This window comes from Devosia oryziradicis (assembly GCF_016698645.1).
In the GTDB taxonomy this organism is placed as follows: Bacteria; Pseudomonadota; Alphaproteobacteria; order Rhizobiales; family Devosiaceae; genus Devosia; species Devosia oryziradicis.
In genome coordinates, this window is sequence record NZ_CP068047.1 from 1,358,648 (window position 1) to 1,385,427 (window position 26,780).

The window sequence follows — 26,780 nt, forward strand, 5'->3', positions numbered from 1 at the left end:
TGTTTACCTCGGCTCAGGTCGAACACCCATCCAAGGGGACTGACAAATGAACATCCATGAACATCAGGCCAAAGAGCTGCTGAAATCCTACGGTGCGCCGGTTGCGGCGGGCGTGGCGATTTTCTCGGCGGACGAAGCCGAGGCGGCCGCCAAGTCGCTGCCGGGTCCGCTCTATGTGGTCAAGAGCCAGATCCATGCCGGCGGGCGTGGCAAGGGCAAGTTCAAGGAACTCGGGCCCGACGCCAAGGGTGGCGTGCGCCTCGCCAAGTCGGTCGCCGACGTGGTGGCCAATGCCAAGGAGATGCTGGGCAATACGCTGGTGACCAAGCAGACCGGCGAGGCCGGCAAGCAGGTCAACCGCCTCTATATCGAAGACGGTGCCGATATCGCGCGCGAGCTCTACTGCTCTCTGCTGGTCGATCGTGGGACCGGCCGCGTTTCGTTCGTGATCTCGACCGAAGGCGGCATGGACATCGAGGCTGTCGCGCATGACACGCCCGAGAAGATCATCGCCGTCGATATCGATCCGACTGCTGGCGTGACCGAGGCGAACGTTGCCGAGATCGTCACCGCGCTCAAGCTCGAGGGCGATGCCAAGGCCGATGCGGCCAAGCTCTTCCCGATCCTCTACAAGGCGTTCACCGAAACCGACATGAGCCTGTTGGAAGTGAACCCGCTGATCGTCATGACCGACGGCCACCTGCGTGTGCTCGATGCCAAGGTCAGCTTCGATAACAACGCCGCGTTCCGCCACGAAGAGCTCAAGGCGCTGCGCGACCTGACCGAAGAAGACGCCAAGGAGATCGAGGCGTCCAAGTTCGACCTCGCCTATGTGGCGCTCGACGGCAATATCGGCTGCATGGTCAATGGCGCGGGCCTGGCCATGTCGACCATGGACATCATCAAGCTCTATGGCGCCGAGCCGGCCAACTTCCTCGACGTTGGCGGCGGTGCCTCCAAGGAAAAGGTGACGGCTGCGTTCAAGATCATCACCGCCGATCCGGCGGTGAAGGGCATCCTGGTCAACATCTTCGGCGGCATCATGCGCTGCGACGTCATTGCCGAAGGCGTGATCGCCGCAGTCAAGGAAGTGGGCCTCAAGGTGCCGCTGGTGGTTCGCCTGGAAGGCACCAATGTCAAGGAAGGCAAGGCCATCCTCGACCAGTCCGGCCTCAACGTGATTTCGGCCGACGACCTGGACGACGCCGCCCAGAAGATCGTCAAGGCGGTGCAGGGCTAGCGCCATGCGCGCCGGCCTCGCCCTCATCGCTGCCCTTGCCCTCTGCGCGACGCCTGCCGTCGCGCAAGGCAAGACCAAGGCGGGCGCCGTGCCGCAAAGCGTGCAGGCGCTGGAAATGTGCGAAACCTTTGCCAAGGGCGACGTGCTGGCGGTGGAAGCGGCCATCGAAAAGGGCTGGGACGCCTATGAGGAAACGGCAGAAACGCCGTTCGTAAAGTCCTATTCCGGGAGCAAGGAGCTGCCCGGCATCGGCTACGCCACCATGTTCGCGCTGGTCGAGGATTATCCGCAGAACACGTTCGGCTACTGCCGGGTCGATGTGACCGAGGTGACCGGCGATGCGCAGGTGGCCGTGCAGTCGATCCAGAACCTGGATCGCTACGAAGGCCAGGCGATCCAGAACGGCGATGGTACCTTTGCCAGCCTGGCCGGTACCGATGACAAGAACAGGATGCTGCTGGCGCATCTGGCCGATGGCAAGTTCGTCATCCAGCTATCCAACATTACGCCCAAGGCCGATACGGCCGATTGATTCAACGGCGCCTGGCCCCTGGCAGGCGGAAGACGGCGCCGAGCGCCCAAACGACGGAAGAGAAATAGATGTCGATCCTCGTCAACAAAGATACCCGCGTTCTCGTACAGGGCCTGACCGGCAAGACCGGCACGTTCCATACCGAGCAGGCGCTGGCCTATTACGGTACCAAGATGGTGGGCGGCGTGAACCCCAAAAAGGCCGGCGAGACCTGGTCTTCGGGCGTCGATGGCACCGAGCTGCCGGTCTTCGCCTCGGTGGCCGAAGGCAAGGAGCGCACCGGCGCCAATGCCTCGGTTATCTATGTGCCGCCTCCGGGCGCGGCTGCTGCCATCGAAGAAGCGATCGATGCGGAAATCCCGCTCATCGTCTGCATCACCGAAGGCGTGCCGGTGCTCGACATGGTGCGGGTCAAGGCCAAGCTCGAAAAGTCCAAGTCGCGGCTGATTGGCCCGAACTGCCCGGGCGTGCTGACGCCGGAAGAATGCAAGATCGGCATCATGCCGGGCTCGATCTTCTCGAAGGGCTCGGTGGGCATTGTTTCGCGCTCGGGCACGCTTACCTATGAAGCAGTGTTCCAGACCACCAATGAAGGCCTCGGCCAGACCACCGCTGTCGGTATCGGCGGCGACCCGGTCAAGGGAACGGAGTTCATCGACATGCTCGAGATGTTCCTCGCCGACGAAGCCACCAAGTCGATCATCATGATCGGCGAAATCGGCGGTTCGGCCGAGGAGGATGCGGCGCAGTTCCTGATTGACGAAGCCAAGCGCGGCCGCAAGAAGCCGATGGCCGGTTTCATTGCGGGCCTGACCGCTCCGAAGGGCCGCACGATGGGCCATGCCGGTGCGGTTATTTCGGGCGGCAAGGGCGGCGCGGAAGACAAGATCGCGGCGATGGAAGCGGCCGGTATCCGCGTGTCCAAGTCCCCGGCGCGTATCGGCCGGACGCTGGCCGAGGTGCTCAAGGGCTGAAGCCCACCGGGTATCGGATTTCCGCAGCCGGCAATGACAATGAATTGAGGTGGCCGGATGAACGCGGGCACCAAGATGCGACTAAGGTCGGTCGCGGTTCGGACACAGATCGGTGCTAGTTGTTCGCGGTCTGTGACGATAAGTATGACTAAATGAGCCGCGAACCTGCTCAGGGGACGCATAACTTAACAGGATACTAAGAAAAAGCGGTCAGTATCCGCACAAAATCAGGGACCGCATGAGACCGGTTACGGCCGGTTCGTTGAGAAGGATGGCGGGGCGTGGGCCTCGCATGAAAAGCGATGACACGACAGGAAAAGAACGACACGTTCTTGCTGACTTCGTTCCTCTATGGTGGGAACGCCGACTACATCGAACAGCTTTATTCCCGCTACAAGACTGATCCACAGAGCGTCGATGAGACGTGGAAGAGCTTCTTTTCCAAGCTCGATGACGGCGAAGGTGTCGCCCAGCAAAATGCCGAAGGTCCCAGCTGGGGCCGCAAGGACTGGCCGCAGAGCGCCAATGGCGAACTCGTCAGCGCGCTCGACGGCAACTGGGGCGAAATCGCCGTAAAGACCGAGAAGGCCGTCGCCAAGAAGGCCGAGGCCCTGGGCGTCGCCAAGTCATCCGTCGCCGACGTGCTGCAGGCCACGCGCGACTCCATCCGCGCCATCATGATGATCCGTGCCTATCGCATGCGCGGCCACCTGCATGCCGATCTCGATCCGCTCAAGATGAAGGCCGAAGAGCCTGCGCCCGAACTCGATCCCAAGAGCTACGGCTTCACCGAAGCCGACTATGGCCGCAAGATCTTCATCGACAACTATCTGGGCCTCGAATACGCGACGATCCCGGAGATGCTGGCCATCCTGCAGCGCACCTATTGCGGCACTGTGGGCATCGAGTTCATGCATATCTCGGATCCCGAAGCCAAGCAGTGGATCCAGGAACGCATTGAAGGTCCGGACAAGGAAATCACCTTCACCAAGGAAGGCAAGAAGGCCATTCTTGCCAAGCTGGTCGAGGCCGAAGGCTTCGAGAAGTTCATCGACGTCAAGTATACCGGGACCAAGCGCTTCGGCCTTGATGGCGGTGAATCCACCATTCCGGCGCTCGAGCAGATCATCAAGCGCGGCGGCGCCCTTGGCATTAAGGACATCGTGCTGGGCATGGCCCATCGCGGCCGTCTCAACGTGCTGACGCAGGTGATGGCCAAGCCGCACCGCGCCCTGTTCCATGAATTCAAGGGTGGCGCCTTCTACCCCGACGACGTCGAGGGTTCGGGCGACGTGAAGTACCACCTGGGTGCTTCCAGCGACCGTGAGTTCGACGGCAACAAGGTGCATCTGTCTCTGACGGCCAATCCCTCGCACCTCGAGATCGTCGATCCGGTGGTGCTAGGCAAGTCGCGCGCCAAGCAGGACCAGCACATTTCGCCCGATGGCAAGCTGGTCAATATCGCGGTGGACGGCAAGCCGGACCGCTCGATGGTGCTGCCGCTGCTGATCCATGGCGATGCGGCCTTTGCCGGGCAGGGCGTGATTGCCGAATGCCTGGGGCTTTCGGGCCTCAAGGGTCACCGTACAGGCGGTTCGATCCACTTCGTGATCAACAACCAGATCGGCTTCACCACGAGCCCGATGTATTCGCGCTCGTCTCCATACCCGACCGACGTCGCCAAGATGATCGAGGCGCCGGTTTTCCACGTGAACGGCGACGATCCGGAAGCGGTGGTGTTCGCGGCCAAGGTCGCGGTCGAGTATCGCCAGAAGTTCGGCAAGCCCGTCGTCATCGACATGTTCTGCTATCGCCGCTTCGGCCACAACGAAGGCGACGAGCCCAGCTTCACCCAGCCGCTGATGTATTCCAAGATCCGCGCGCACAAGTCGACGCTGGAGCTCTATGCGGAAAAGCTGATCGCCCAGGGTCATGTGACGGCCGAGGAAGTGGAGAAGCTCAAGGCCGACTGGCGCAGCAAGCTGGAAAGCGAGTTCGAGGCCGGGCAGGACTACCGCCCGAACAAGGCGGACTGGCTCGATGGCGCCTGGAAGGACCTCAAGCCAGCTGAGCAGGAAGGCCCGCGCCGCGGCGAGACCGGCGTCGAGATCGAACGCCTGGCCAAGATCGGCACGGCGCTGACGCGCATTCCTGATGATTTCAACGTCCACAAGACGGTCAAGCGCTTCCTCGACAACCGGCTCGCGGCCATCGAGTCCGGCGAGAATATCGATTGGGCTACGGCCGAAGCGCTGGCTTTCGGTACGCTGGTGACCGATGGTCATCCGGTGCGCCTCAGCGGTCAGGACGTCGAACGCGGCACGTTCAGCCAGCGTCATTCGGTATTGAATGACCAACTGGTCGACAACAAGAGCTATACGCCGCTCAACAACCTCGATCCGCAGCAGAGCCGCTACGAGGTCATCAACTCCATGCTGTCCGAAGAAGCCGTGCTCGGCTTCGAATACGGCTACTCGCTGGCGGAACCGAAGGCGCTGACCATCTGGGAAGCCCAGTTCGGTGACTTCGTGAACGGCGCGCAGGTGGTGATCGACCAGTTCATCAGCTCCGGCGAACGTAAGTGGTTCCGCATGTCGGGCCTCGTGATGCTCTTGCCGCATGGCTATGAAGGGCAGGGCCCGGAGCACTCCTCCGCGCGTCCCGAGCGCTTCCTGCAGCTGTGCGCCGAAGACAATATGCAGGTCGCCAACTGCACGACGCCGGCCAACTACTTCCATGCCCTGCGCCGCCAGGTGAACCGCGACTTCCGCAAGCCGCTGATCCTGATGACGCCCAAGAGCCTGCTGCGCCACAAGCGCGCCGTGTCCGGGCTGGTCGAGATGGGTCCGGATTCGTGCTTCCATCGCCTGTTGTGGGACGATGCCGAGGCCCCTGGCGCACCCAAGACCACGATCAAGCTGGCCGCAGACGACAAGATCCGTCGCGTCGTGCTGTGCACGGGCAAGGTCTATTACGACCTGCTGGAAGATCGCGAGAAGCGCGGCATCAACGACGTGTACCTGTTGCGCATCGAACAACTCTATCCGTTCCCGGCCAAGGCCTTGCTCGACGAGCTCAGCCGCTTCCAGAATGCCGAGATCATCTGGTGCCAGGAGGAGCCCAAGAATATGGGTGCCTGGGCCTTTATTCAGCCCTATGTTGAGTGGGTATTCGACCAGATGGGCCGGAACGGTCAGCGCGTGCGCTATATCGGCCGCCCGGCATCGGCTTCCACCGCTACCGGCCTGATGCGGACTCACCTGGCCCAATTGCAAGCCTTCCTCGACGAAGCCTTCGCCAACTAAAGGACAAGACAATGTCGACTGAAATCCGCGTCCCGACGCTGGGCGAAAGCGTTACCGAAGCCACGATCGGCCAGTGGTTCAAGAAGGTCGGTGACACCGTCGCCGCCGACGAACCAATCGTCGAATTGGAAACCGACAAGGTCACCATCGAAGTGCCGGCGCCTGCCGCCGGCGTGCTCGAGGCAATTGCCGCAGAAGCCGGTGCCACTGTCGATGTCGGTGCCCTGCTGGGCGCTATTGGTGGTGCCGGTGCCGCTTCGGGCACTGCCGTGCCTGCCGCCGCCCCGGCTCCGGCCAAGGCGGAAGTGCCCGCCGCCAACGCAGCCGGCCCCGAGCCCATCAAGCCCAGCGGCACGTCCATGCCGCCGGCCCCCTCGGCCCAGAAGCTGATCAACGAGAACGGCGTCAACGGCGCCGATATCGATGGGTCGGGCAAGCGCGGGCAGGTGCTCAAGGAAGACGTGCTGGCGGCTCTCGCCAAGCCTGCGGCTCCCGCTGCGCCGGCCGTTGCGGAGGCCCCCGCCGTGGCCCAGGCTGCGCCGGCTTCGGCCCCCGCGGCCAAGCCAGCCGAAGCCCCCAAGGCACCGGCCGCGCCGCGTGCCCCGGTTGCTGCTGACGATGCCGGCCGCGAAGAGCGGGTCAAGATGACTCGCCTTCGCCAGACCATTGCGCGCCGCCTCAAGGATGCGCAGAACACCGCCGCCATGCTCACCACCTTCAACGAGGTGGACATGAAGCCGGTGATGGACCTGCGCAATTCCTACAAGGAGCTGTTCGAGAAGAAACATGGCGTCAAGCTGGGCTTCATGGGCTTCTTTACCAAGGCCGTGGTGCACGCGCTCAAGGAAATCCCGGCCGTCAATGCCGAGATCGACGGCGATGACCTGATCTACAAGCAGTACGCCCATATCGGCGTGGCCGTCGGCACGGAAAAGGGCCTGGTGGTGCCGGTGGTGCGCAATGCCGACCAGATGAGCATTGCCGAGATCGAAAAGGAAATCGGCAACCTGGGCAAGAAGGCGCGCGACGGTCAGCTGTCGATGGCCGACATGCAGGGTGGCACCTTCACCATCTCCAACGGCGGCGTCTATGGCTCGCTGATGTCGACCCCGATCCTCAACGCGCCACAGTCGGGCATCCTGGGCATGCACAAGATCCAGGAGCGCCCGGTGGTGGTTGGCGGGCAGATCGTCATCCGCCCGATGATGTATCTCGCGCTCAGCTACGATCACCGCATCGTGGACGGCAAGGAAGCGGTGACCTTCCTGGTCCGCGTCAAGGAGAGCCTGGAAGCGCCGGAACGCCTGGTTCTGGACCTCTAGGGTCCGACAGTCTAGTTTGGAAAGGGCCGGTGCCACGCGCCGGCCCTTTTGTTTGGGGGAGCGAATGAACAAAGGCGTTCTCGTGGTCACCGGCGGGTCGCGCGGCATCGGAGCGGCTACGGCGCGGCTCGCTGCGGCGCAGGGCTATGCCGTGGTCGTCAACTATGCGGCCAATGCGGATGCGGCTCAGGTCGTCTGCGCCGATATCCATGCTGCCGGCGGCGTTGGCGCGGCCGTGCGGGGCGATGTTTCCAATGAAGCCGACATAGACCTCATCTTTGCGGCGGCCGACCGGTTGGGACCGCTGGCAGGGTTGGTCAACAATGCCGGCGCCATAGACGTCGCGGCCCGGGTGGATGGGATGGATCTGGCGCGGATCAGCCGCATCTTTGCGGTCAATACGCTGGGGACCATTCTCTGCTCCGGTCGGGCCGTGCGGCGCATGTCGACGCGGCATGGCGGCAAGGGTGGCGCGATCGTGAACATCACATCAGCCGCCGCCAAGCTGGGAGCCCCGGCCACATATGTCGACTACGCCGCGGCCAAGGGTGCGGTGGACAGCTTCACAGTCGGTCTGGCATTGGAAGTTGCCGGAGAGGGTATTCGGGTCAACGGCGTGCGCCCGGGGATCATCGACACCGAATTCCATGCCTCGGGCGGCGATCCGGACCGGGCGGCGCGGCTTGCGAGCAGCCTGCCAATGCCGCGGGTCGGCACGGCCGAGGAGGTCGCGCGGGCCGTGATGTGGCTCATGTCGGAAGAGGCCAGCTATACAACGGGGTCGGTGATCGACGTGACGGGCGGGCGGGGCATTCGCCCCTAGAAATCGCCGCATTGCAATGTGAAGACCGGGCAAAGCCTGCGGTTCACCGGCTTGTTATGCGTCCTGCCGGTTCGTGCTAACAGTCTATTAACGTCATTGGTCCAGACGCGGTGGGCTGCCCATACGATGTCTCGGAGTACCCGGCCCCTTGCGACCACTGATCTTTCCGGCCGTCATCTGGCTTTCTGCCCTTGCCCCGGTTACGGCACAGGAGGCATCCAATGCCGAACTGATCGGCGAACTGATGGCATTTCATGGATCGCATGCCATTGTTTCGGCAATGACCACGCATTGCTACGAGACGACGGGGCTCGATCCCGCCTACCAAACGGCCAATGACAACTGGTACCTGCGCAATATCGGCTTCCTGGACCTCGCGGATCGGGTCATCGCTCGATTGGGGGGTGGTGCTGCAGGGGAACGGGAGGCCGCCGAGACCTACGGCGGTAGCCAGATCATGAGCGCCTATAACCAGGCCGGGGACAAAGAAGTATTCTGCCGGGCCTTCCTCGAACAGGTCGAGAGCGGGACGCTCGACATCGACAAGCAATTGCCCGACGCATTGGCCAAGGCGCAGGACATCGCGGCGCAATAATACCCCTGCTCGCGGGTTGGCCCTGGCTTGAGGTCAGCTAATGTTGCCCGCTGAACCAAGGGGGACAAGCGATGCTGCGATCAACAATTCTGGCCATGACATTGCTGGGCGGCGTCGCCCAGGGTGCCGAATGCACAATCAGCAATGCACGCTATGAGCACGATCAGGCAGCCTGGTATCTGAGCTTCAAGCCGGTACCCAAATTCGTGGCGCCCAACCAGACCGCCGCCTTCATTATCGAACTGCCCAATTCCGGCATCACGCTGGAAGGGGCGGTGCACCGGCCCAACGGCTTCGGCTCGCCGTTGTGGTCGATCTCGGGTCTATGCTCGGAGGGCAGCGCGGGTCTTTGCACATTCGTTGAAGGCAACCCGGCGGCCTATGGCAATTATGCCGGCAAGGTCGGCTGGTTCGACGACGCCGCCGGCGCCAAGGCGCCCGAGCAGCTTATCCTGCCGCAGCTGGCGGTGAGCCTGTGGTATTCGTCCTATCGTGAGGCCGAGTTCATGCCCGACGCCAATGAAGGCGATGTGTTCACGCTTGTCGGTTGCGAGTGATCATCCGCACGTCCCGCCCGAGAAGAAGGGAATCGCCGTTTCGGATTGATGCCGACTTCGGTAAAGAAAGATTCCCGACCTCTTCTTGGGTGCCGCGCGATGTGACACCGGGTGCGGGATGACTGCGTGGCGGTGGACCCTATGACCTTCCCCTGGTTCGAATTTGCAGCATTGATGCTGGCCTTCGGCATTAATGCCGTGATCCCCGGCGCCGACTTCGCCATGGTGCTGCGCCAATCGATCGCGCATGGCCGCCGCGCGGCATTGTTCACCTCGGCGGGTATCGCCACCTCGATCCTGGTCCATGGCAGCTATACCCTGCTGGGCATCGGCGTGATTGTCGGGCAGTCGCTGCTGTTGTTCAACATCATCAAGTGGGTTGGCGCGGCTTACCTGGTCTGGCTGGCCATTTCGGCCCTGCGCAGCCCGGCGCCCAAGCCACCGGCCGAGGAAGACCTGGCATCGGCGCGTCGCGGCGACTTTGCGGCCTTCGCCCTGGGTTTCCTGACGAACCTGCTGAACCCCAAGGCCGTACTGTTCTTCCTTGCGCTGTTCTCCACGCTGGTCTCGGCCCATACCGCCGGCGACATCAAGGTGATCTATGTGCTGTGCATGAGCCTCATGCTTTTTGCCTGGTTCGCATTGGTCTCGGTTTTCTTTACGACAGCCTCGGTAAGGCAGGGCTTTTTCCGCTTCGGCCGGTGGTTTAATCGGGTTACCGGCATTACATTCATCTTGCTGGCAGTGCGCGTGGCACTGGCCCAGCAGCACTAGCTTTGGGGCACTAAATGGCAGACGCGTTCGATCTCACCATCATCGGTTCGGGTCCGGGCGGCTATGTCGCGGCGATCCGCGCGGCGCAGCTGGGGATGAAGGTTGCGGTCGTCGAGAAATGGGCGACGTTGGGCGGTACCTGCCTCAATATCGGCTGCATCCCGTCCAAGGCACTGCTGCATGCCTCCGAGCTGTTCGAAGAGGCCGGGCATGGCTTCAAGGCGCTGGGCATCGATATTCCCAAGCCGGTGCTGAACCTGCCCACCATGATGAACCACAAGACCGAAACGGTCGCGGCCAATGTCGGCGGCGTGGACTACCTGTTCAAGAAGAACAAGATCACGACCCTGCGCGGCATCGGGACCATCGTGTCGCCGGGCAAGGTGCTGGTGACGCCCCAAACCGGCGACGCCAGCGAGATCGAGACCAAGAACATCGTCATTGCCACCGGCTCGGTGTCGGCTGGCCTGCCGGGCATCGAGATCGACGAGAAGCGCATCGTGACCTCGACCGGGGCACTGACGCTGGACAAAGTGCCGGGCAAACTCCTGGTCATCGGCGCCGGTGTGATCGGGCTCGAGCTGGGTTCGGTCTGGGCACGTCTGGGGGCACAGGTGACCGTGGTCGAATATCTCGACCGCATCCTGCCCGGAATGGATAGCGAGGTGGCGCGACAGTTCCAGCGCATGCTGCAGAAGCAGGGCATGGAATTCAAGCTGTCGAGCAAGGTCGCCGGCATCGACAAGCAGGATGACGGCTCGCTCAAGGTGCGGGTCGAGCCGGCCAAGGGCGGCGACATGGAGATCCTCGATGCCGATGTCGCGCTGGTGGCGATCGGCCGGAAGCCGTTCACCGAGGGCCTGGGGCTCGATATCGTCGGGGTGGCGCTGGATGAGCGCGGCCGCGTGCGCGTCGATGCGCATTACAAGACGTCGGTCGACGGCATCTATGCCATCGGCGACGTCATTGCCGGTCCGATGCTGGCGCACAAGGCCGAGGACGAAGGCATTGCGGTAGCCGAGATCCTGAGCGGGCAGGCCGGACATGTGAACTATGCGGCAATCCCGGCGGTGGTTTATACCAATCCGGAAATCGCCTCGGTGGGCAAGACCGAGGACGAGCTCAAGGCTGAAGGCATCGACTACAAGATCGGTAAGTTCCCCTTCACCGCCAATGGTCGCGCCAAGGCTATGCTGGCGACGCAGGGCTTCGTGAAGATTCTGAGCGATGTGGCGACGGACCGGGTTCTCGGCGCCCATATCGTGGGCAAGAATGCCGGCGAGATGATCCACGAACTGGTCGTGCTGATGGAATTCTCGGGCTCGTCGGAAGACCTGGCGCGGTCAACCCATGCTCACCCGACGCTGTCGGAAGCGGTGCGCGAGGCGGCACTTTCGCTCGGCGACGGTGCAATCCACATCTGACGCAACTGGTCGTTCACCGAACTCGAAAGGCCCCGTGCAAGCGGGGCCTTTTGTTTTGCCGGGAAGGAAGGACCAAAGGCGAAAATCGCCCCAAGTCATCATACAACATAATCAGTTTTGTATGTTGACTTACCATTTTGTCTTCCATACCAGTTTGAGCACCAAGCCGGTACGGAGTCCAGAGGGCACGGGCGGGCTTGAGCGATGGGCAAAACCTGTCGCGTGAAACGGCATCGGCAAACGGCGCGGAGGACGGGCCGGACCGTTGCACTTTGGGAGGACATCCATGTTTCATCTGCCTAAACTGGCAGCGACGGCGCTCGTCGCTGCGACCCTGATGGTATCGACCGCCAGCGCCCAGACGGTGCTGCGCTCGTCCGATACCCATCCGGACGGTTATCCGACCGTGGAAGCGGTCAAGTATTTCGGCGAGCTGCTGAAAGAGAAGACCGACGGCCGCTATTCGGTGGAAGTGTTCCACTCGGCACAGTTGGGCGAAGAGAAGGACACGATCGAACAGACCCAGTTCGGCGTGATCGACCTCAACCGCATCTCGATCGGCGCCTTCGGTACGCAGGTGCCAGAAGCGACCGTGACCCAGTTGCCCTATATCTTCCGCTCGGCCGACCATTTCCATGCCGTGCTCGATGGCCCGATCGGCGAGGAAATCCTGGCGGCCTTCGACAAGGTCGACGTGGTGGCCCTGGCCTTCTACGACGGCGGCGCCCGCTCCTTCTACAACAGCGAGAAACCCATCACCTCGCCAGCCGACATGGCCGGCATGAAGTTCCGCGTCATGCAGTCGGACATCTTCGTGGACATGGTTGGCGCCCTGGGCGGCAACGCCACGCCGATGCCTTATGGCGAAGTCTATTCGGGTATCCAGACCGGCGTCATCGACGGCGCCGAAAACAACTATCCGAGCTACGACACTGCCGGCCACGCCGAAGTCGCCAAGTTCTACTCGCTGGACGAGCACCTGATGGTGCCCGAAGTGCTGGTCATCTCCAAGATCGTCTGGGATGGCCTCACCCCCGAGGACCAGGCGCTGTTCCGCGAAGCTGCCAAGGAATCGGTTGCCAAGCAGCGCGAGCTCTGGGCCGCCAAGGAAGTTGAATCCAAGGCTGCCGTAGAAGCCCTGGGTGCGACCATCAACGAAGTCGACAAGGCTCCCTTCATCGAAGCCATGAAGCCGGTCTACGACAAGTATGTTACCGATCCGGCCCTCAAGGACCTGGTGGCCCGCATCCAGGCCACCGAAGGCTAGTCAAACCCGGGCCGGTGCCACGCACCGGCCCAATTCCTGCCGACCGGGAGGCTATGATGAAGACCTGGCTCATGCCGACCAGCCGCGTGCTGGGCAAACTCTCCAATGCCATTCTGTATCTGGCCGGCGTCGGCCTTGTGGCGATGACCGTCATCGTCGCCTATCAGGTGTTTATGCGCTTCGTGATCAATGCCTCTCCGTCCTGGACCGAGGCGGGATCGATCATGATCATGACCTGGTTCATCTTCCTGGGCGCGGCCGTGGGCGTACGCGAGAACTTCCATATGGGGTTCGACGTGCTGCTCTACGTGCTGCCGCCGGGTGCCAAGCCCTGGCTGCGCGCCATCAGTGACGCCTGCGCTTTCGCCTTTGGCTTCGGCATGGTGTTCTACGGCGGCGAACTCGTCATCCGCTACTGGTCGACGCGCATTCCGGTGCTCGGGCTGCCGACTTCCTTCACCTATTTCCCGATCGTGGTGTCGGGCGTGCTGATCTGCCTGTTCTCGCTAGAGCGCATCCTCTTGCGCGCCGCAGGCGAGCCGATCGACGACGTCGCCGCCGACCCCACGATTACCGAGGCCTAAAGACTATGGAATACTGGATCCTGTTCGGCGTCTTCACCGTGCTGATGATGATCGGCACGCCTATTGCTTACTGCCTGGGCATCGCCAGCTTCGCCACCATTGTCTACCTGGGCCGGCCGGCCATCGTGGTGTTCCAGCAGCTCAATTCAGGCGTGTCGGCATTCTCTCTCCTGGCCATTCCGTTCTTTATCTTTGCCGGCGACCTGATGATGCGCGGCGGGATCGCAGCGCGGATCATCTCGTTCGCCGGCTCGATCATCGGCCATGTGCGTGGCGGGCTGGGGCAGGTCAATATCGCGGCCTCGACCCTGTTCGGCGGCATTTCCGGCTCGGCCGTCGCCGAAGCCGCTGCGGTTGGCGGCATCATGATCCCGCAGATGAAGCAGCGCGGCTATGGCGCCGACTATGCGGTCAACGTCACCTCGATGGCAGCGCTGATCGCATTGCTGCTGCCGCCCAGCCACAACATGATCATCTATTCGCTCTCGGGTGGCGGCAACATCTCGATTGCCGACCTGTTCACGGCCGGCATCATTCCCGGCCTGCTGCTGGCGGCGGTGCTCAGCGTCACGGCCTATCTCGTGGCGGTCAAACGCGGCTATCCGACCGAGCCGTTTCCCGGATTCAAGCGGGCGGGCTACTATTTCCTCGTTTCCATCCCCGGACTGATGCTGATCGCCATCATCTTCGGCGGCGTGCGTTCGGGCATCTTTACGGCGACGGAATCATCCTGCATCGCGGTGATCTATGCGCTGCTGGTGACGCTGCTCATCTACCGGTCGCTGAACTGGAGCGAGTTCGTGCATGCGGTGCTCGGCGCCGTGCGGACGACGGCCATGGTGCTGTTCATCATCGGTGCGGCAGCATCCTTCGCGTGGCTGATGGCCTATCTCAAGGTGGCGGTCATCCTCACGCAGGGCATGGCCAATATTTCGTCGGATCCGCTGATCGTCCTGCTGATGATCAATGTGATCCTGCTGCTGCTGGGCACCTTCATGGATATGGGCCCGCTGATCATCATCACGACCCCAATCTTCCTGCCCATGGTCAAGGCCTTCGGTGTCGATCCGGTGCATTTCGGGGTGATCATGATCCTCAACCTGGGCATCGGGCTCAACACGCCACCCCTGGGGCCGGTACAATTCGTGGCTGCCGCAGTGGGCAAGATCACGGTCATGGAAGCGATGAAGAGCATCTGGCCGTTCTACCTGGCGGGCATCATCGTGCTGGGCCTGGTGACCTACATCCCGGCACTTTCGCTCTGGCTGCCAGCGGTATTCCGGGGGTAGTGGTGAGCCTGAGTGACGATATAGCCATTCCGGGGCGCAAGCCGAAGCTGGCCGACCTGGTGATCGGCACACTGCGCAAGCGCATCAGCGCGGGCGAGTACCGCGCCGGTGCCAAGCTGCCCACCGAGAGCCAGATGACGACGATATTCGGCGTCAGCCGGACCGTGGTGCGCGAGGCGATAGCGGCTTTGTCGGCGGATGGGCTGGTGCAGTCACGCCAGGGAGCGGGGGTGTTTGTCGTCGGCAGTGCGGCGAGCCCTTTCAACGCGATCGGGGCGGACTCGTCCAACAAGATCTCGGTGGCGCTCAATGTGCTCGAAGTGCGCATGGGCATCGAAATCGAGTCTGCAGGACTGGCCGCCATCCGGCGCAGTGCCAGCCAGGACGCGGCGATCCAAGAGGCCTGGAATGAGTTCGAGCGGTTGCTCAAGGTGGGCACGCCGACCGGGAAAACCGACTTCGCCTTCCACCGGGCCATCGCCGCAGCAACCAACAATCCGTTCTATATCGAAGTGCTGGATGGGCTGGGGAGCAGGACCATTCCCTGCGACGTCGCCTCACCCTGGGGCACCGAGAGCGTCCTGACCTATGAATATCAGGCCGGCTTGCAGCGCGAGCACTTGGCTATCCTGCGGGCCATTTCGGCGCAGGATGCCGAGGGCGCCCGCGAAGCCATGCGCCAGCATCTCTCGCTCAGCCAGGAGCGCTATCGCAACCGCCTGCGCGAACAGACGACCGCCAAACAGGAATAAACCATGACCACCGACTTCGACATCCGTTTCGCCATCGATCCGGTGAGCGCCTCGACCATGAATACCGAGGAACTGCGCGACCACTTCCTGATCAATGACCTCTTCGTCCCGGGCGCGGTCAACTGGACCTATACCCACTATGACCGCATGGCTGTCGGTAGTGCGGCGCCGAATGGCAAACCGCTGAAGCTCGAAACCATCAAGCCGACTGGCACCGAGAACTTTCTCGATCGCCGCGAACTGATTGCCGCCAATATCGGCGAAGCAGGCACCATCACGGTCGATGGCACTGACTATGCCGTAGGTTCCCGTGACATGCTCTATGTCGGCATGGGCGCCAAGGACGTGCAGTTTGCCGGCGATGGCGCTAAGTACTACCTCCTCAGTGCACCGGCCCATGCGAGCTACCCGACGACGCTGATCAAGCAGAGCGACGCGAAGCGGCTCGACCTGGGCAGCCAGGAAACGGCCAACGAGCGCTCGATCTTCCAGTTCGTCAACGCCGACAGCGTCAAGACCTGCCAGCTGGTGGTGGGGCTGACGAGCTTTGCGCCGGGCTCGGTGTGGAACACCATGCCGGCGCATATCCACGACCGGCGCATGGAGGCTTACCTTTATTTCGACCTCAAACCGGATGCTTTCGTGGTTCACCTGATGGGCGAGCCTGACGAAACACGGCACCTGATCGTGCGCAACGAGGAAGCAGTGATTTCGCCGCCCTGGTCGATCCATTCGGGTGCGGGTACCGGCGCTTACACCTTCATCTGGGCCATGGCCGGCGACAATGTCGACTATACCGATGTCGACAAGATCGGCATGGACGAGCTGCTGTGACCGACCTTTCCGCGTTCAGCCTCAGCGGCAAGACCATCCTGGTCACCGGCGCCAATACCGGCATCGGGCAGGGCATTGCGCTGGGCATCGGGCGGGCCGGCGGCCGGGTCATCGGTGTCGGACGGTCCAGCATGGACGAGACCGCAGCGCTGATGGCGGGGCAGGGGGCCGATTTCATCGAAGTTCGGGCTGACCTGGGGTCGACGTCTGCGGCGCAGGCCATGTTCGAGAAGGCTTGGGAAACCCATGGCCCCATCGATGGGCTGGTCAACAATGCCGGCATAATCAAGCGCGTCGATGCGGTGGATTTCACCGAGACCGATTGGGACCAGGTGATGGACATCAACCTCAAGACGATGTTCTTCCTGTCGCAGGCGCTGGGCAGGAAGGCCATCGCAGGTGGACGGCCGGCCAAGATCGTCAACATCTCCTCGATGCTCAGCTTCCAGGGCGGGATTCGCGTAGCCAGTTATACGGCGTCGAAAAGCGGTGTGCTGGGGATCACCCGGCTGCTGGCCAATGAGTGGGCGGCCAAGGGCATCAACGTCAATTCGATCGCCCCGGGCTATATTGAGACCAACAACACCGAGGCCCTGCGGGCCGATCCGGATCGCTCGGCGTCCATCCTGGCACGCATTCCCGCCGGGCGCTGGGGAGTTCCCTCCGATATCGGCGATGCAGCAGTTTTCCTGCTGTCGCAGGCGTCCAATTACATGCATGGCGCCGCCATCCCGGTGGATGGCGGCTGGCTCGCGAGGTAGTCAAATGAGCGACCAGAAATTCTTTGCCCAACCCAACGAAACCGAGTGGACCGAGCTGGCGCCGGGCAATACCCGCCGGGTGCTCATCCATACGCCGGAGCTGATGCAGGTCGAGTTCGGATTCGAGCAGGGTGCAATCGGCGCGCTGCACAGCCATCCGCATATCCAGGTGAGCTACGTCGCAGAAGGCCGGTTCGAAGTGACCATCGATGGGCAAACCCAGGTGGTGGAACAGGGTGGCAGCTTCATCGTGCCGTCCGGGCTCGAGCATGGCGTGGTGGCGCTGACGCGCGGCCGGTTGGTGGATGTATTTACGCCGATGCGGGCGGATTTCGTTTAGCCGATCCCTCCGATCTCCGACAGCATCGCAGCATAGGCAGCGTCATGCCTTCCCGCCCAATTGGCCTTGCCCGGCTCCGTCAGCCTGCCGCGTCTGGGCGGGATGAAGCTGTAGATTCCGCGGATTGGCTCTTCACGCCATTGCAGGTTGAAGGCGGCGAGCTTGGGGAAGAACTCCATGTCCGAATAGGGCAGGTGATCGTGTACCCACCAGGCCATGGCTTCCCAGTCGCCGGTGCGTTCGTAGTAAGGCACGAAGCGGTTGACCACGATGCAGGCGGTGGCGCCCATGCGGCCCTCGGCATCGCGGCGATCCCAGATATGGCCGGCATAGTTGGTTTCGTTGCGGCCGCAATTGAGCTTGTTGACGTTGCCGAAGTGGTTAACTTCGGTCGAGCGATAGGCGGAGCGGATGGAGATCTTGCCGAAGCGGGCCTGCAGCGGCTCGAGCAGCGTTTCGCAGAGGACCTTGCCTACGGCGATCGCAAGGTCTGGATCATCGGGGATGTTCCGGAAGCCGTGGATGATGGCAATCTCGGAATGGAGGAAATCGCGCAGGAAGAAGTTTTCACTGAGCCTGACGCGACCGAGGTCTTCGAGGGCGTTGACGGATTTGGGTTGGCGCATTGGGCTTGCTTCCAGGATGGTGTCTGGTCACATGGTATGTCCTGACGAGCGTCCCGCAACCCGGTTTCCACTATGCTGCTGACCGCCTTCTACATTGCTGTTGCCGCAGAAGCGATGACCGCCGCGCTGGCGGCCGGACGACGGAACATGGATTGGTTCGGCGTTTGCCTCATCGCCTGCGTCACTGCCCTGGGTGGGGGCACGATGCGCGACATTTTGCTGGATCACTATCCGCTGGTCTGGGTGCAAAACCCCTACCTGCTGTTGCTGGTGTGCGGTTCGGCGCTGGCAACAATTCCATTGGCCCGGCTGGTCGAGCGGCTGCGTTGGCCATTTCTGCTGCTCGATGCGCTGGGCCTGGTGGTGTTCACGGTGATCGGCTGCAATATCGGCATCGAGGCTGGGGTACACCCGATCATCGTCATCGTGGCCGGCATGGTGACGGGGACGGCAGGCGGTATCCTGCGCGACGTGCTGTGCAACGACGTGCCGCTCATCTTTCAGGGCGAACTGTATGCCACGGTCTCCATGGTGGCCGGCATCATCTACTATCTGGGCCTGATCGGCGGCATGCCGGTCGACCTCATGGCGCTTGTCGCCATCGCGGCGGGGTTTACGTTGCGCGTACTGGCATTGGCTTTCAAATGGGAAATGCCCAAGTTCGTCTATGATCGCGAGATGCGCAAATGAGGCCCCAGCGTATCGTCCTGTCGCGACGCGCCGGTTTTGACTTGCAGGCGATTTCGCGGGCACTGAACGGGCTGCCGGCGCAATCCGTGGCGCGACCAGGGCCTTGGGGCAATCCCTTCACTATCGATGACGTAATGACGGAGACCGGCCTCGACAAGGACGCCGCGCAAGCTGAAGCCGTGGCGCGATTTGGACGCTGGATGCGTGGCGAGATCGAGGGACCCAAGCCGCCGCCCGCGCGCGAGAAAATCCGTGCCGCGCTTGCAGGCAAGAACCTCGCCTGCTGGTGCCGGGCGGGCTCGCCGTGCCACGTGGATACGCTGCTGAAACTCGCGAATGCCGCCTAGGTGACGAAGCCGATATCTCGCCGCGTCCGCCTTGTAATCATCAATGGACTCGGCTGCTTGGGGCCTTCCCCGCAAGCGAGTCCTGTGGCAAGGACTACCATACAAGAGTGGAGTGCCTGATTTGCGACAGACGTGGCGGTGGTTCGGACCCAAGGACCTGTGCAGCATCGACGACATCACCCAGGTCGGTGCCGAAGGCGTCGTCAGTGCCCTGCACCACATCCCCAATGGGGTGGTGTGGACGCCCGAGGAGATCGCCAAGCGTCACCAGGAAATCCGGACCCGCAAGGACGGCACGCCTTCCGGCCTCACCTGGGACGTGGTCGAAAGCCTGCCGGTATCCGAGGATATCAAGAAGCAGAAGAACGCCTGGCGCGAGCATATCGAGAACTACAAGATTTCGATGAAGCACCTCGCCGACAGCGGCATCGAGGTGATCTGCTACAATTTCATGCCGGTGCTTGATTGGACGCGCACCGACCTGCGTTGGGCGGTGCCCAATGGCGGCTCGTGCATGCGCTTCGACATCAACGATTTCGCCGCCTTCGACATCCATGTGCTCAAGCGGCAGGGTGCGGCGACCGACTACACCAATGCCATTGCCGATGAGGCGGAGCGGCGCTTTGCCGGCATGGATGACGCGGCGCGCAAGCAACTCGCGCGCAACGTCACCATGGGCCTGCCGGGCTCGACCGAGTCAATGTCGCTCGACGACGTGCAGGCGCATCTGGACGAATATGGCGCCATCACGCGCGAGCGGCTGCGTGCCAATTTCGTGGATTTCCTGGATGCGGTGATACCCACCGCGGAGGACCTGGGGATGCGGCTGTGCTGCCACCCCGACGATCCGCCGTTCGCCCTGCTTGGCCTGCCGCGCGTGATGTCGACCGCGGAGGACTACCAGCACATTCTCGACGCCGTGGACAGCCCGTCCAACGGCATGACCTTCTGCACGGGATCCTTGGGCGCGCGGCCGGACAATGACCTGCCCGCCATGTTCGAGCGCTTCGCCGACAAGGTACATTTCCTGCATCTGCGCAACGTCAAGCGCGACACGACCGACATTGTTGGCTCGTTCTATGAGGCAGAGCACCTTGCAGGCGACACGGATATGGTCGCTGTGATCGCCGCGGTTGTGCGCGAGGAACGTCGACGCCGGGCAGCGGGGCGGAAGGATGCCATCATCCCCATGCGCCCGGACCACGGCCAGGATATTCTGGACGACCTGGGACGTCGGTCGCAGCCGGGCTACCCGACCATCGGCCGGATGAAGGGTCTCGCCGAATTGCGCGGCGTGATGACCGCATTGGAGCATGCCGAACTGGGGCTCTGAATCGCCCCATTAGCTTCACGACGAGAATACTAGTTTACGAGTTGTCAAAAGGTTGGGGCCAGAGTCGAAGCGACGTTTTCGCGCGAGGCGATCCCCGTGGCTTTCCTGACCTTTCTGCAGCGGGTGATGAACTGGTTCGTCCCCGAGCACCTCAGCGGTGACCTGCATACGCGCAAGCGTGTGCAGATGTTCATCATCAGCCATGTGTTCGGTCCGATCATTGCCACGCCGATCCCGGTGTTTCTGTGGTTCGCCGATCCGCAGCCCTGGCCGCAGGTGACGATCCTGGCGGCGTCGATCTATGGCTTTTGGCCATTCCTGGCGCTGGTCAAACTGTTTCCGCGGGCCTACACGCCACTGGCCATGGCATCGGTGCTGAACCTGACGTTCTGTATCCTGTGGGGCACCTACAATTACGGCGGCACCAGTTCCCCGTTCCTGGTCTGGCTGGTGCTGGTGCCACTGCTGGCCTTCATGTATCTGGGCTCGACCTGGACGGCGCGAATTTTCGTCTTTGGCCAGATTATACTGGGCATTGCCGGGCTCTACGGCATCTACCTCTATGGCAACTTCCCCAACCATATTCCCGTGGAGAACATGGTGGTGGCGGGGGTGCTGTCCGCCCTTGGCTCGAACATCTACGTCTTCATGATGGCAGCTTACTATTCCAGCGTGGTGGACAGCCAGTCGGAGCTGATCAAGGAGATCGACCGGCATCAGGCAACGCTCAAGGCGCTGACGCGCGCCAAGGACGAGGCGGAGCGCGCCAACAGGGCGAAGTCGGAATTCCTGGCCAAGATGAGCCATGAACTGCGCACGCCGCTCAATGCCGTGCTGGGCTATTCCGAACTCATGCTCGAGGATGCAGAGCTGGAGGGGCGAAGCGAGCAGATTGCCGACCTCCAGAAGATCAGCGCCGCAGGCAAGCACTTGCTGGCGATGGTCAACGATATTCTGGATATCTCCAAGATCGAAGCAGGCAAGATGGTCCTGCACGTGGAGAATGTAGACCTCGACCAGTTGATCGATGACGTGGAGGCGACGGCCCGCCCGCTGGTTGCCAAGAATTCCAACAGCTTTGCCGTCGAGCGTGGGCACAATCTGGGGACAATGCGCGCCGACATCACCAAGCTGCGGCAAGCAATCTTCAACCTGCTCTCCAATGCGGCCAAATTCACGCATAACGGCCAGATAACCCTCTCGGTCAAGCGGGACGGGGATTGGATGGAAATTGCCGTCCGCGATACCGGAATCGGCATTTCGCCCGAGCAGCAGAAGGCGCTGTTCACCAATTTCAGCCAGGCAAACTCCAAGATTGCGGCGGTCTATGGTGGCACCGGGCTTGGCTTGTCACTCAGCCAGAACCTGTGCCGTTTGATGGGCGGCAGGATCGAACTGGAGAGCGAGTTGGGCAAAGGCAGCCGCTTCATCATCCGGTTGCCAGCACAGTCGGAACACGACCCCGCCGAGCCATTGGCATCGCCGCTGCGTCTGCGGCCACGTCAATCAACGGAAGTTTCCATTCACGCCGAGGACCGGCCAGATACTGCCGAAGCCACGCTGGCGGAGGCCAGTCCGCAGCCGGCCGACCCCGACCAGCGTGCTCGCCTGCTGGTGGTGGATGATGACCGGAATTTCCTGGAACTGGCGGAACGTCTTTTCGTGCGCGAGGGCTACACGCCCATCTGCACCGATGCTCCCCAATCGGCGCTGCAAATCGCCCGTACGGCCAAGCCAACGGCGATTTTTCTTGATATACTGATGCCCGGCTTCGATGGCTGGGATGTGCTGGCGGCGCTCAAGGCCGATCCGATCACCGCCGATATCCCGGTTTTCATGATCTCGATCCTGAGCGAGCGCTCGAAGGCCCTGGCAGCAGGAGCGGACGGGATCGTGATGAAGCCGTTCGACGGCAGCAAGGTCAAGGCGGCCTTGGCCGGGCTCAAGGCCACGCGCGGACGCGCGCGTGCCAAAGCCGCCAACGGATAGGACGGAGTATCGACAATGGCCCTGGTTCTGATCGTCGAGGACAATCCGATCAATCGCGACGTGCTTGGCCGGCGGCTGGAGCGACGTGGATTTTCCATCCGCTTTGCCGAGGACGGACCGAGCGGCATCGCGGCTGCCAAGGCATTGATGCCGGATGTGATCCTGATGGATATCGGCCTCGGCGAGATGGATGGCTGCGAAGCGACGCGCCGCATTCTTGCCGACCCCGAAATGGCCAAGCTGCCGATCATCGCACTGACTGCCAGCGCTTTCGAAAGTGATCGCGCCAATGCTCTGGCGGCAGGCTGCATCGACTTTGAGACCAAGCCAGTGGACCTGCCGCGCTTGCTGGGCAAAATGCAGGTCGTACTGGGGCCCAAGACGCCTCCTGCAGCCATGAACTTCGGCTAGGCCGTAACCGCCTGCGACTGGCCGACAGGTGCGTTCGACGGCCGCGTTGGGTTATGCGGTCAGACGTTGGCCGGGTGGCGGCCGGTAGCGACCTGACCCTGGTGGCCGGCGCGGTATTCCACATCGGCGTCACGCATGGCCTTGGCCAGGATGGAAACAACCTGGTCGATGTCATCCCTGGTATGGCTGGCCATCACCTGGAAGCGGAAGCGCGCGGCGCCTTGGGGCACGGCGGGATATTCCACCAGGTTGGCAATGCCGCCCATGGCCATTAACTGGCGGCTGGCAAAGCGCCCGACGCCTTCGAGTCCCAGGCTGACGGGAACGATAGGCGACGGATCGCCGAGCACTTCGAGACCCGCCTTTGTCATCTGCTCGCGCAGATAGACGATGTTGTCCATCAGTTTGCGGCGCAGCAGCCGTCCCTCCTCGGAACGTACGATGTTGAGGGCACACAATACAGTGGCAGCCTGCACGGGCGACAGCGCGTTCGAAAAGGTGTGGGTGGCGCTGTAGTACTTAAGATATTCGGCGGTGGCGCGGTCGCGAACGGCAATGAAGCCGCCATTGGACGCGAAGGTCTTGGAAAAGCTGCCGATGATGATGTCGGCCGCGGCGAGGGCATTCTGCTTACCCAGGTGGCCCAGGCCATCGTCTCCCATCGAACCCAGATCATGGGCGCAGTCGACCAGTAAAGTCGCGCCATAGGTGTCGCACAGCGCCCGCATCGCCATCAGGTCGGGCGTGTCCGCATGCATCGAGAAGAGGCTTTCAGTGACGACGAGAATGCCATTTTCATGGTCGGTGGCGCGGATGCGCTCAAGCTTGCGCGTCATGGCATCAAGATTGAGGTGGCTGTGGTAGTGGATGTTGGTGGTGGCCGCCTTGGCACCTTCCTGCAGGCAGGAATGGGCCAGGATATCCATGACGATATGGTCGTTGGCCCGCACAAAGCCCTGGACTGAACCATAGCCGGCTGCCCAACCCGTCGGGTAAAGCACGATCTCGCGACCGCCGAGAAACTCCGACAGGCCCTGCTCGAGCAGGAGGGAGTTGGCGGTATTGCCCAGCAGCGCGGCCGAGCCAGCGCTATGGACGCCGAACGCCTCGATCGCCTCGATCGCTGTGGCCTTGATGGCGGGGTGGGACGAGAGGCTCAGGTAATCCTGGCTGGCGAAGTTGATGCCGGAAAACGCAGCGCCGGTGTCGCTTCGAGCCTCGCAGCGGGCCTGCGGAGCGGTTGAGGTCGACCGCGCATAGGGCCAGAGATCGTGCTCACGACGCAGGTTCTGCCACTCATAGAAGCCGGCCACGCGGCCGATCAGATCGGAGCCGTGGGGGGAGCGATAATCGCGCAGACTGCCAGTTAGTGCACGCTCCGGAACCGGGTTGCTCTTGGTTGTCATGCACGTTCTCCGCAAAAAGGGCCCCGGCCTGCTCCAGTGGCTGAAACCGGCGGTGGCACTCAAACTCGACTAAGGACCGCAGTTTATTATGGTTAGCCCCGCCGCTGTACAATTCGAAACTAAGGAAAGGTTAATTGTAGCAGTTTGCGCCCGGTTCGGATGCAGAGTCTCACGCAAAATTAAATGCTGCGCGAGATACTTGGCGCCATGAGCGTCATTCCGGGTTTGGGCCTGATTTCCCTGATCAACGGTTTCGTCGACCGCGCCATCGGGGCGGACGGCCTGACGCCGCGCGTGCGCGACAAACTGCTGCGCCAGCAATTGGCCTCGATGGCGCGCATGGCGCCGGCCATGCTTGCGGCATCGCTCGTGGTGCTTGCGGTCTTTCTGACCCTGACCTGGGGCACGGCCTATTTTTGGCCGGTGCTTGCCGCGGCGTTGCCCATTACGCTGATCGGCCTCCATGGCAGCTACCTGGCAGCCTGGGCGCCGAACAAGGCTACGGGAAGTACCCAGGTCGCCGTGTTTCGCACCACAGCCTACGCAGCCCTGCTGGGATGCCTCTGGGGATTCGTGGTCAACGTGCTGCCGGTGGATCAGAGTCCCACCATCAGGGCCGCCGCGACGATCGGGGTAGGCGGGCTGTTCTGCGTGGCAATGATGGTCCTGGTGCACTATCCGCAGGCACTGGCCGCATTCTGCATTCCCCTGGTTGTCGGGGCATTGAGCACGGTGCTGAACCTGGACAGCGCGCCTGATATCTGGGTGCAGTCCACGCTGTTGATGGGCTTTACCTTCATCATGGTCGTGGTGACGCTCAAACATGCCGCCGCTTTTGCTGCGCATCGGGCGTCGGAGACGCTGGTCAAGGAAAAAGGGGAGATTATCGGCCTGTTGTTGCGCGAGTTCGAACAGAGTGCTTCCGACTGGGTCTGGGGCTTCGACGCGGATGGCGCGATCAACCGCATGTCGACAGGGTTCACCGCTGCAACTGGCGTGGCCGAAGAGGCCCTGCTGGGGGCCGACTTCGTGCACTTCCTGCGCTGCATCACGCCGCCCGACGACCCACTGATGGGGCATGTCGAACGAGACATACAGAAGCGACGCACATTTCAGGATGTCGAGCTGCGGGTTACGGCGGATGGCGTGGAGCGGTGGTGGAACCTGACCGGCAAGCCGGCCTTCGACGAAGCAGGCAACTACCTTGGATATCTCGGGACCGGGTCCGATGTGACCGAGCGCAAGATCGCCGAGCGCCGCATCACCATGCTCGCCCATCACGACCCGATGACGGGTCTGCTTAACCGCACCAAGTTCACCGAACAGCTCAATAGCTGCGTCGCGCGGCTCGAGCGTTACGGAACGCCATTTGCGGTGATGTTCCTCGACCTCGACCAGTTCAAGTCGGTCAACGACAGCCGGGGCCACCTGGCTGGCGACAAGGTGCTGACGCAGGTGGCGCACCGCATCCATTCCGCGGTGCGGCAGACCGACTTCGTGGCCCGGTTGGGCGGCGACGAATTCGCCATCATCCTCCCCAACGACAGCAGCATGGATGGCCTTGGTCGCCTGGCCATGCGCCTGATCGAGGAAATCAAGCGCCCCATCGCGTTGGAGGATGAGCAGGTGACCGTCGGGGCCAGCGTGGGCATAGCGATCGCGCCGATGAACGGCGCGCATGCCGACGAAATCCTGCGCAATGCGGACATCGCGCTTTATCGTGCCAAGGCCGACGGCCGCTCGGCGTTCCGCTTCTTCGAAAGTCAGATGGATGCGGAGGCCCGTGACCGGCGCGCGCTCGAGGCCGAGCTGCAGGATGCGATCAAGCAAGAGCAGCTCGTGCTCTACTACCAGCCGCAGGTGACTGCGGACAGTGCGACGCCAACGGGCTTCGAGGCCCTGATCCGCTGGAACCATCCCGCTCGCGGTGTCGTGCTGCCGGCTGAGTTCATTCCGGTTGCCGAACAGTCAAATCTCATCGTCGATATCGGCGACTGGACTATCGTTCAGGCCTGCATGACGGCGGCAGGGTGGCCCGAGCACCTCACGGTGGCCGTCAACCTGTCGGCCAAGCATTTCCGCCGGTCGGACATTTCGCTGGTTATCAAGCGGGCGCTGGCCATTTCAGGACTGTCGGCCAACCGGCTCGAGATCGAGATCACCGAAGGGCTGCTGATGGAGAATACAGCCGAGGTAATCGGCAGGCTCCACGAAATTCGGGCTCTGGGTGTGACCGTGGTCATGGATGATTTCGGCAGCGGCTATTCCAGCCTCAGCTACCTGCTGAAATTCCCCTTCGACAAGATCAAGGTCGACCGGTCGTTCGCTGACGCATCCGAGGGCGACGACGTGGCACGCGATTTCCTCAAGGCCATTGCAGCCCTGGGCAAGACACTGGGACTGACGATCACCGCGGTGGGTGTGGAGACGCGGGCGGAGGCGGAGTTCCTCGCCGAGATCGCCTGCCATCAGCTACAGGGCTTCTACTTCTCCCGGCCGCTCGACCATGTCGCGCTCGCCGACTATCTGCTGACCCGTGTTGCGCCACAGGCGCCGGTCCTCAAGGCGGAAGCCGAAGCCAGGCTGGCGGCGCTGGCGGGGTAAT

At 62.4% G+C, this 26,780-nt stretch carries 25 protein-coding genes; 23 read left to right on the top strand and 2 right to left on the bottom strand.

Annotated elements, in window-relative coordinates:
- The first annotated feature begins 46 nt into the window (after positions 1 to 46).
- The 17 genes from sucC to JI749_RS06915 all read left to right on the top strand — a co-directional run bounded on the left by sucC (position 47) and on the right by JI749_RS06915 (position 17,373).
- Positions 47 to 1,240, top strand: a complete 1,194-nt coding sequence (sucC, locus tag JI749_RS06835; RefSeq protein ID WP_201661283.1) for an ADP-forming succinate--CoA ligase subunit beta — start codon at positions 47 to 49, stop codon at positions 1,238 to 1,240.
- 4 nt (positions 1,241 to 1,244) lie between these two features.
- On the top strand, positions 1,245 to 1,772 hold the full coding sequence (locus tag JI749_RS06840) for a hypothetical protein (protein WP_201661286.1): 528 nt from the start codon (positions 1,245 to 1,247) through the stop codon (positions 1,770 to 1,772).
- A 68-nt stretch (positions 1,773 to 1,840) separates the two neighbouring features.
- Positions 1,841 to 2,746, top strand: coding sequence for a succinate--CoA ligase subunit alpha (gene sucD / locus JI749_RS06845; RefSeq protein ID WP_201661288.1), 906 nt, complete (start codon positions 1,841 to 1,843; stop codon positions 2,744 to 2,746).
- A 302-nt stretch (positions 2,747 to 3,048) separates the two neighbouring features.
- Positions 3,049 to 6,051: a 2-oxoglutarate dehydrogenase E1 component gene (locus JI749_RS06850; RefSeq protein ID WP_201661291.1), complete on the top strand. Its 3,003-nt coding sequence runs from the start codon at positions 3,049 to 3,051 to the stop codon at positions 6,049 to 6,051.
- Between the two features lie 11 nt (positions 6,052 to 6,062).
- The gene (odhB, locus tag JI749_RS06855) at positions 6,063 to 7,373 is read left to right on the top strand and encodes a 2-oxoglutarate dehydrogenase complex dihydrolipoyllysine-residue succinyltransferase (RefSeq protein ID WP_201661295.1); all 1,311 of its coding nucleotides are present in this window, start codon (positions 6,063 to 6,065) and stop codon (positions 7,371 to 7,373) included.
- 64 nt (positions 7,374 to 7,437) lie between these two features.
- On the top strand, positions 7,438 to 8,196 hold the full coding sequence (locus JI749_RS06860) for an SDR family oxidoreductase (RefSeq protein ID WP_201661298.1): 759 nt from the start codon (positions 7,438 to 7,440) through the stop codon (positions 8,194 to 8,196).
- A 148-nt stretch (positions 8,197 to 8,344) separates the two neighbouring features.
- The gene (locus JI749_RS06865) at positions 8,345 to 8,791 is read left to right on the top strand and encodes a hypothetical protein (protein WP_201661301.1); all 447 of its coding nucleotides are present in this window, start codon (positions 8,345 to 8,347) and stop codon (positions 8,789 to 8,791) included.
- 71 nt (positions 8,792 to 8,862) lie between these two features.
- On the top strand, positions 8,863 to 9,348 hold the full coding sequence (locus JI749_RS06870) for a hypothetical protein (RefSeq protein WP_201661304.1): 486 nt from the start codon (positions 8,863 to 8,865) through the stop codon (positions 9,346 to 9,348).
- A 141-nt stretch (positions 9,349 to 9,489) separates the two neighbouring features.
- On the top strand, positions 9,490 to 10,122 hold the full coding sequence (locus JI749_RS06875) for a LysE family transporter (protein WP_201661308.1): 633 nt from the start codon (positions 9,490 to 9,492) through the stop codon (positions 10,120 to 10,122).
- Positions 10,123 to 10,136: 14 nt separating this feature from the next.
- Positions 10,137 to 11,546, top strand: a complete 1,410-nt coding sequence (gene lpdA / locus JI749_RS06880; protein WP_201661311.1) for a dihydrolipoyl dehydrogenase — start codon at positions 10,137 to 10,139, stop codon at positions 11,544 to 11,546.
- Positions 11,547 to 11,832: 286 nt separating this feature from the next.
- Complete coding sequence (locus tag JI749_RS06885) at positions 11,833 to 12,813, top strand: TRAP transporter substrate-binding protein (protein ID WP_201661314.1); 981 nt, start codon at positions 11,833 to 11,835, stop codon at positions 12,811 to 12,813.
- A gap of 56 nt (positions 12,814 to 12,869) precedes the next feature.
- Positions 12,870 to 13,397: a TRAP transporter small permease gene (locus JI749_RS06890; RefSeq protein WP_201661317.1), complete on the top strand. Its 528-nt coding sequence runs from the start codon at positions 12,870 to 12,872 to the stop codon at positions 13,395 to 13,397.
- Positions 13,398 to 13,402: 5 nt separating this feature from the next.
- Complete coding sequence (locus JI749_RS06895; RefSeq protein WP_201661320.1) at positions 13,403 to 14,686, top strand: TRAP transporter large permease; 1,284 nt, start codon at positions 13,403 to 13,405, stop codon at positions 14,684 to 14,686.
- Positions 14,687 to 14,694: 8 nt separating this feature from the next.
- Positions 14,695 to 15,438, top strand: coding sequence for a FadR/GntR family transcriptional regulator (locus JI749_RS06900; protein WP_407644906.1), 744 nt, complete (start codon positions 14,695 to 14,697; stop codon positions 15,436 to 15,438).
- 3 nt (positions 15,439 to 15,441) lie between these two features.
- Positions 15,442 to 16,272: a 5-dehydro-4-deoxy-D-glucuronate isomerase gene (gene kduI / locus JI749_RS06905; RefSeq protein ID WP_201661324.1), complete on the top strand. Its 831-nt coding sequence runs from the start codon at positions 15,442 to 15,444 to the stop codon at positions 16,270 to 16,272.
- Positions 16,269 to 17,033 (top strand): 2-dehydro-3-deoxy-D-gluconate 5-dehydrogenase KduD, encoded by a 765-nt coding sequence (gene kduD / locus JI749_RS06910; RefSeq protein ID WP_201661327.1) that lies wholly within the window; start codon positions 16,269 to 16,271, stop codon positions 17,031 to 17,033. The genes kduI and kduD overlap by 4 nt, the downstream gene beginning before the upstream one ends.
- Before the next feature lie 4 nt (positions 17,034 to 17,037).
- On the top strand, positions 17,038 to 17,373 hold the full coding sequence (locus tag JI749_RS06915; protein WP_201661330.1) for a cupin domain-containing protein: 336 nt from the start codon (positions 17,038 to 17,040) through the stop codon (positions 17,371 to 17,373).
- Here JI749_RS06915 and JI749_RS06920 read toward each other — a convergent pair.
- A complete protein-coding gene (locus tag JI749_RS06920) occupies positions 17,370 to 17,999 on the bottom strand; it encodes a hypothetical protein (RefSeq protein ID WP_201661333.1) in 630 nt (209 codons plus the stop codon). The genes JI749_RS06915 and JI749_RS06920 overlap by 4 nt on opposite strands.
- A 72-nt stretch (positions 18,000 to 18,071) precedes the next feature.
- Here JI749_RS06920 and JI749_RS06925 point away from each other — a divergent pair, with 72 nt between their 5' ends.
- The 5 genes from JI749_RS06925 to JI749_RS06945 all read left to right on the top strand — a co-directional run bounded on the left by JI749_RS06925 (position 18,072) and on the right by JI749_RS06945 (position 22,769).
- The gene (locus JI749_RS06925; protein ID WP_201661336.1) at positions 18,072 to 18,689 is read left to right on the top strand and encodes a trimeric intracellular cation channel family protein; all 618 of its coding nucleotides are present in this window, start codon (positions 18,072 to 18,074) and stop codon (positions 18,687 to 18,689) included.
- The gene (locus JI749_RS06930; RefSeq protein WP_201661339.1) at positions 18,686 to 19,036 is read left to right on the top strand and encodes a DUF4326 domain-containing protein; all 351 of its coding nucleotides are present in this window, start codon (positions 18,686 to 18,688) and stop codon (positions 19,034 to 19,036) included. Before JI749_RS06925 ends, JI749_RS06930 begins: the two co-directional genes overlap by 4 nt.
- Before the next feature lie 121 nt (positions 19,037 to 19,157).
- The gene (uxuA, locus tag JI749_RS06935; protein WP_201661342.1) at positions 19,158 to 20,369 is read left to right on the top strand and encodes a mannonate dehydratase; all 1,212 of its coding nucleotides are present in this window, start codon (positions 19,158 to 19,160) and stop codon (positions 20,367 to 20,369) included.
- Positions 20,370 to 20,465: 96 nt separating this feature from the next.
- Positions 20,466 to 22,358: an ATP-binding protein gene (locus tag JI749_RS06940; RefSeq protein ID WP_201661345.1), complete on the top strand. Its 1,893-nt coding sequence runs from the start codon at positions 20,466 to 20,468 to the stop codon at positions 22,356 to 22,358.
- Between the two features lie 15 nt (positions 22,359 to 22,373).
- Positions 22,374 to 22,769, top strand: coding sequence for a response regulator (locus tag JI749_RS06945; RefSeq protein WP_201661348.1), 396 nt, complete (start codon positions 22,374 to 22,376; stop codon positions 22,767 to 22,769).
- Between the two features lie 59 nt (positions 22,770 to 22,828).
- On the opposite strand, the gene JI749_RS06950 is transcribed toward JI749_RS06945, so the two are convergent.
- On the bottom strand, positions 22,829 to 24,175 hold the full coding sequence (locus JI749_RS06950) for an aminotransferase class I/II-fold pyridoxal phosphate-dependent enzyme (protein ID WP_201661351.1): 1,347 nt from the start codon (positions 24,173 to 24,175) through the stop codon (positions 22,829 to 22,831).
- A 183-nt stretch (positions 24,176 to 24,358) separates the two neighbouring features.
- Between JI749_RS06950 and JI749_RS06955 the strand changes: the two genes are divergently transcribed.
- Positions 24,359 to 26,779 (top strand): putative bifunctional diguanylate cyclase/phosphodiesterase, encoded by a 2,421-nt coding sequence (locus tag JI749_RS06955; protein ID WP_201661354.1) that lies wholly within the window; start codon positions 24,359 to 24,361, stop codon positions 26,777 to 26,779.
- Position 26,780: the final 1 nt, after the last annotated feature.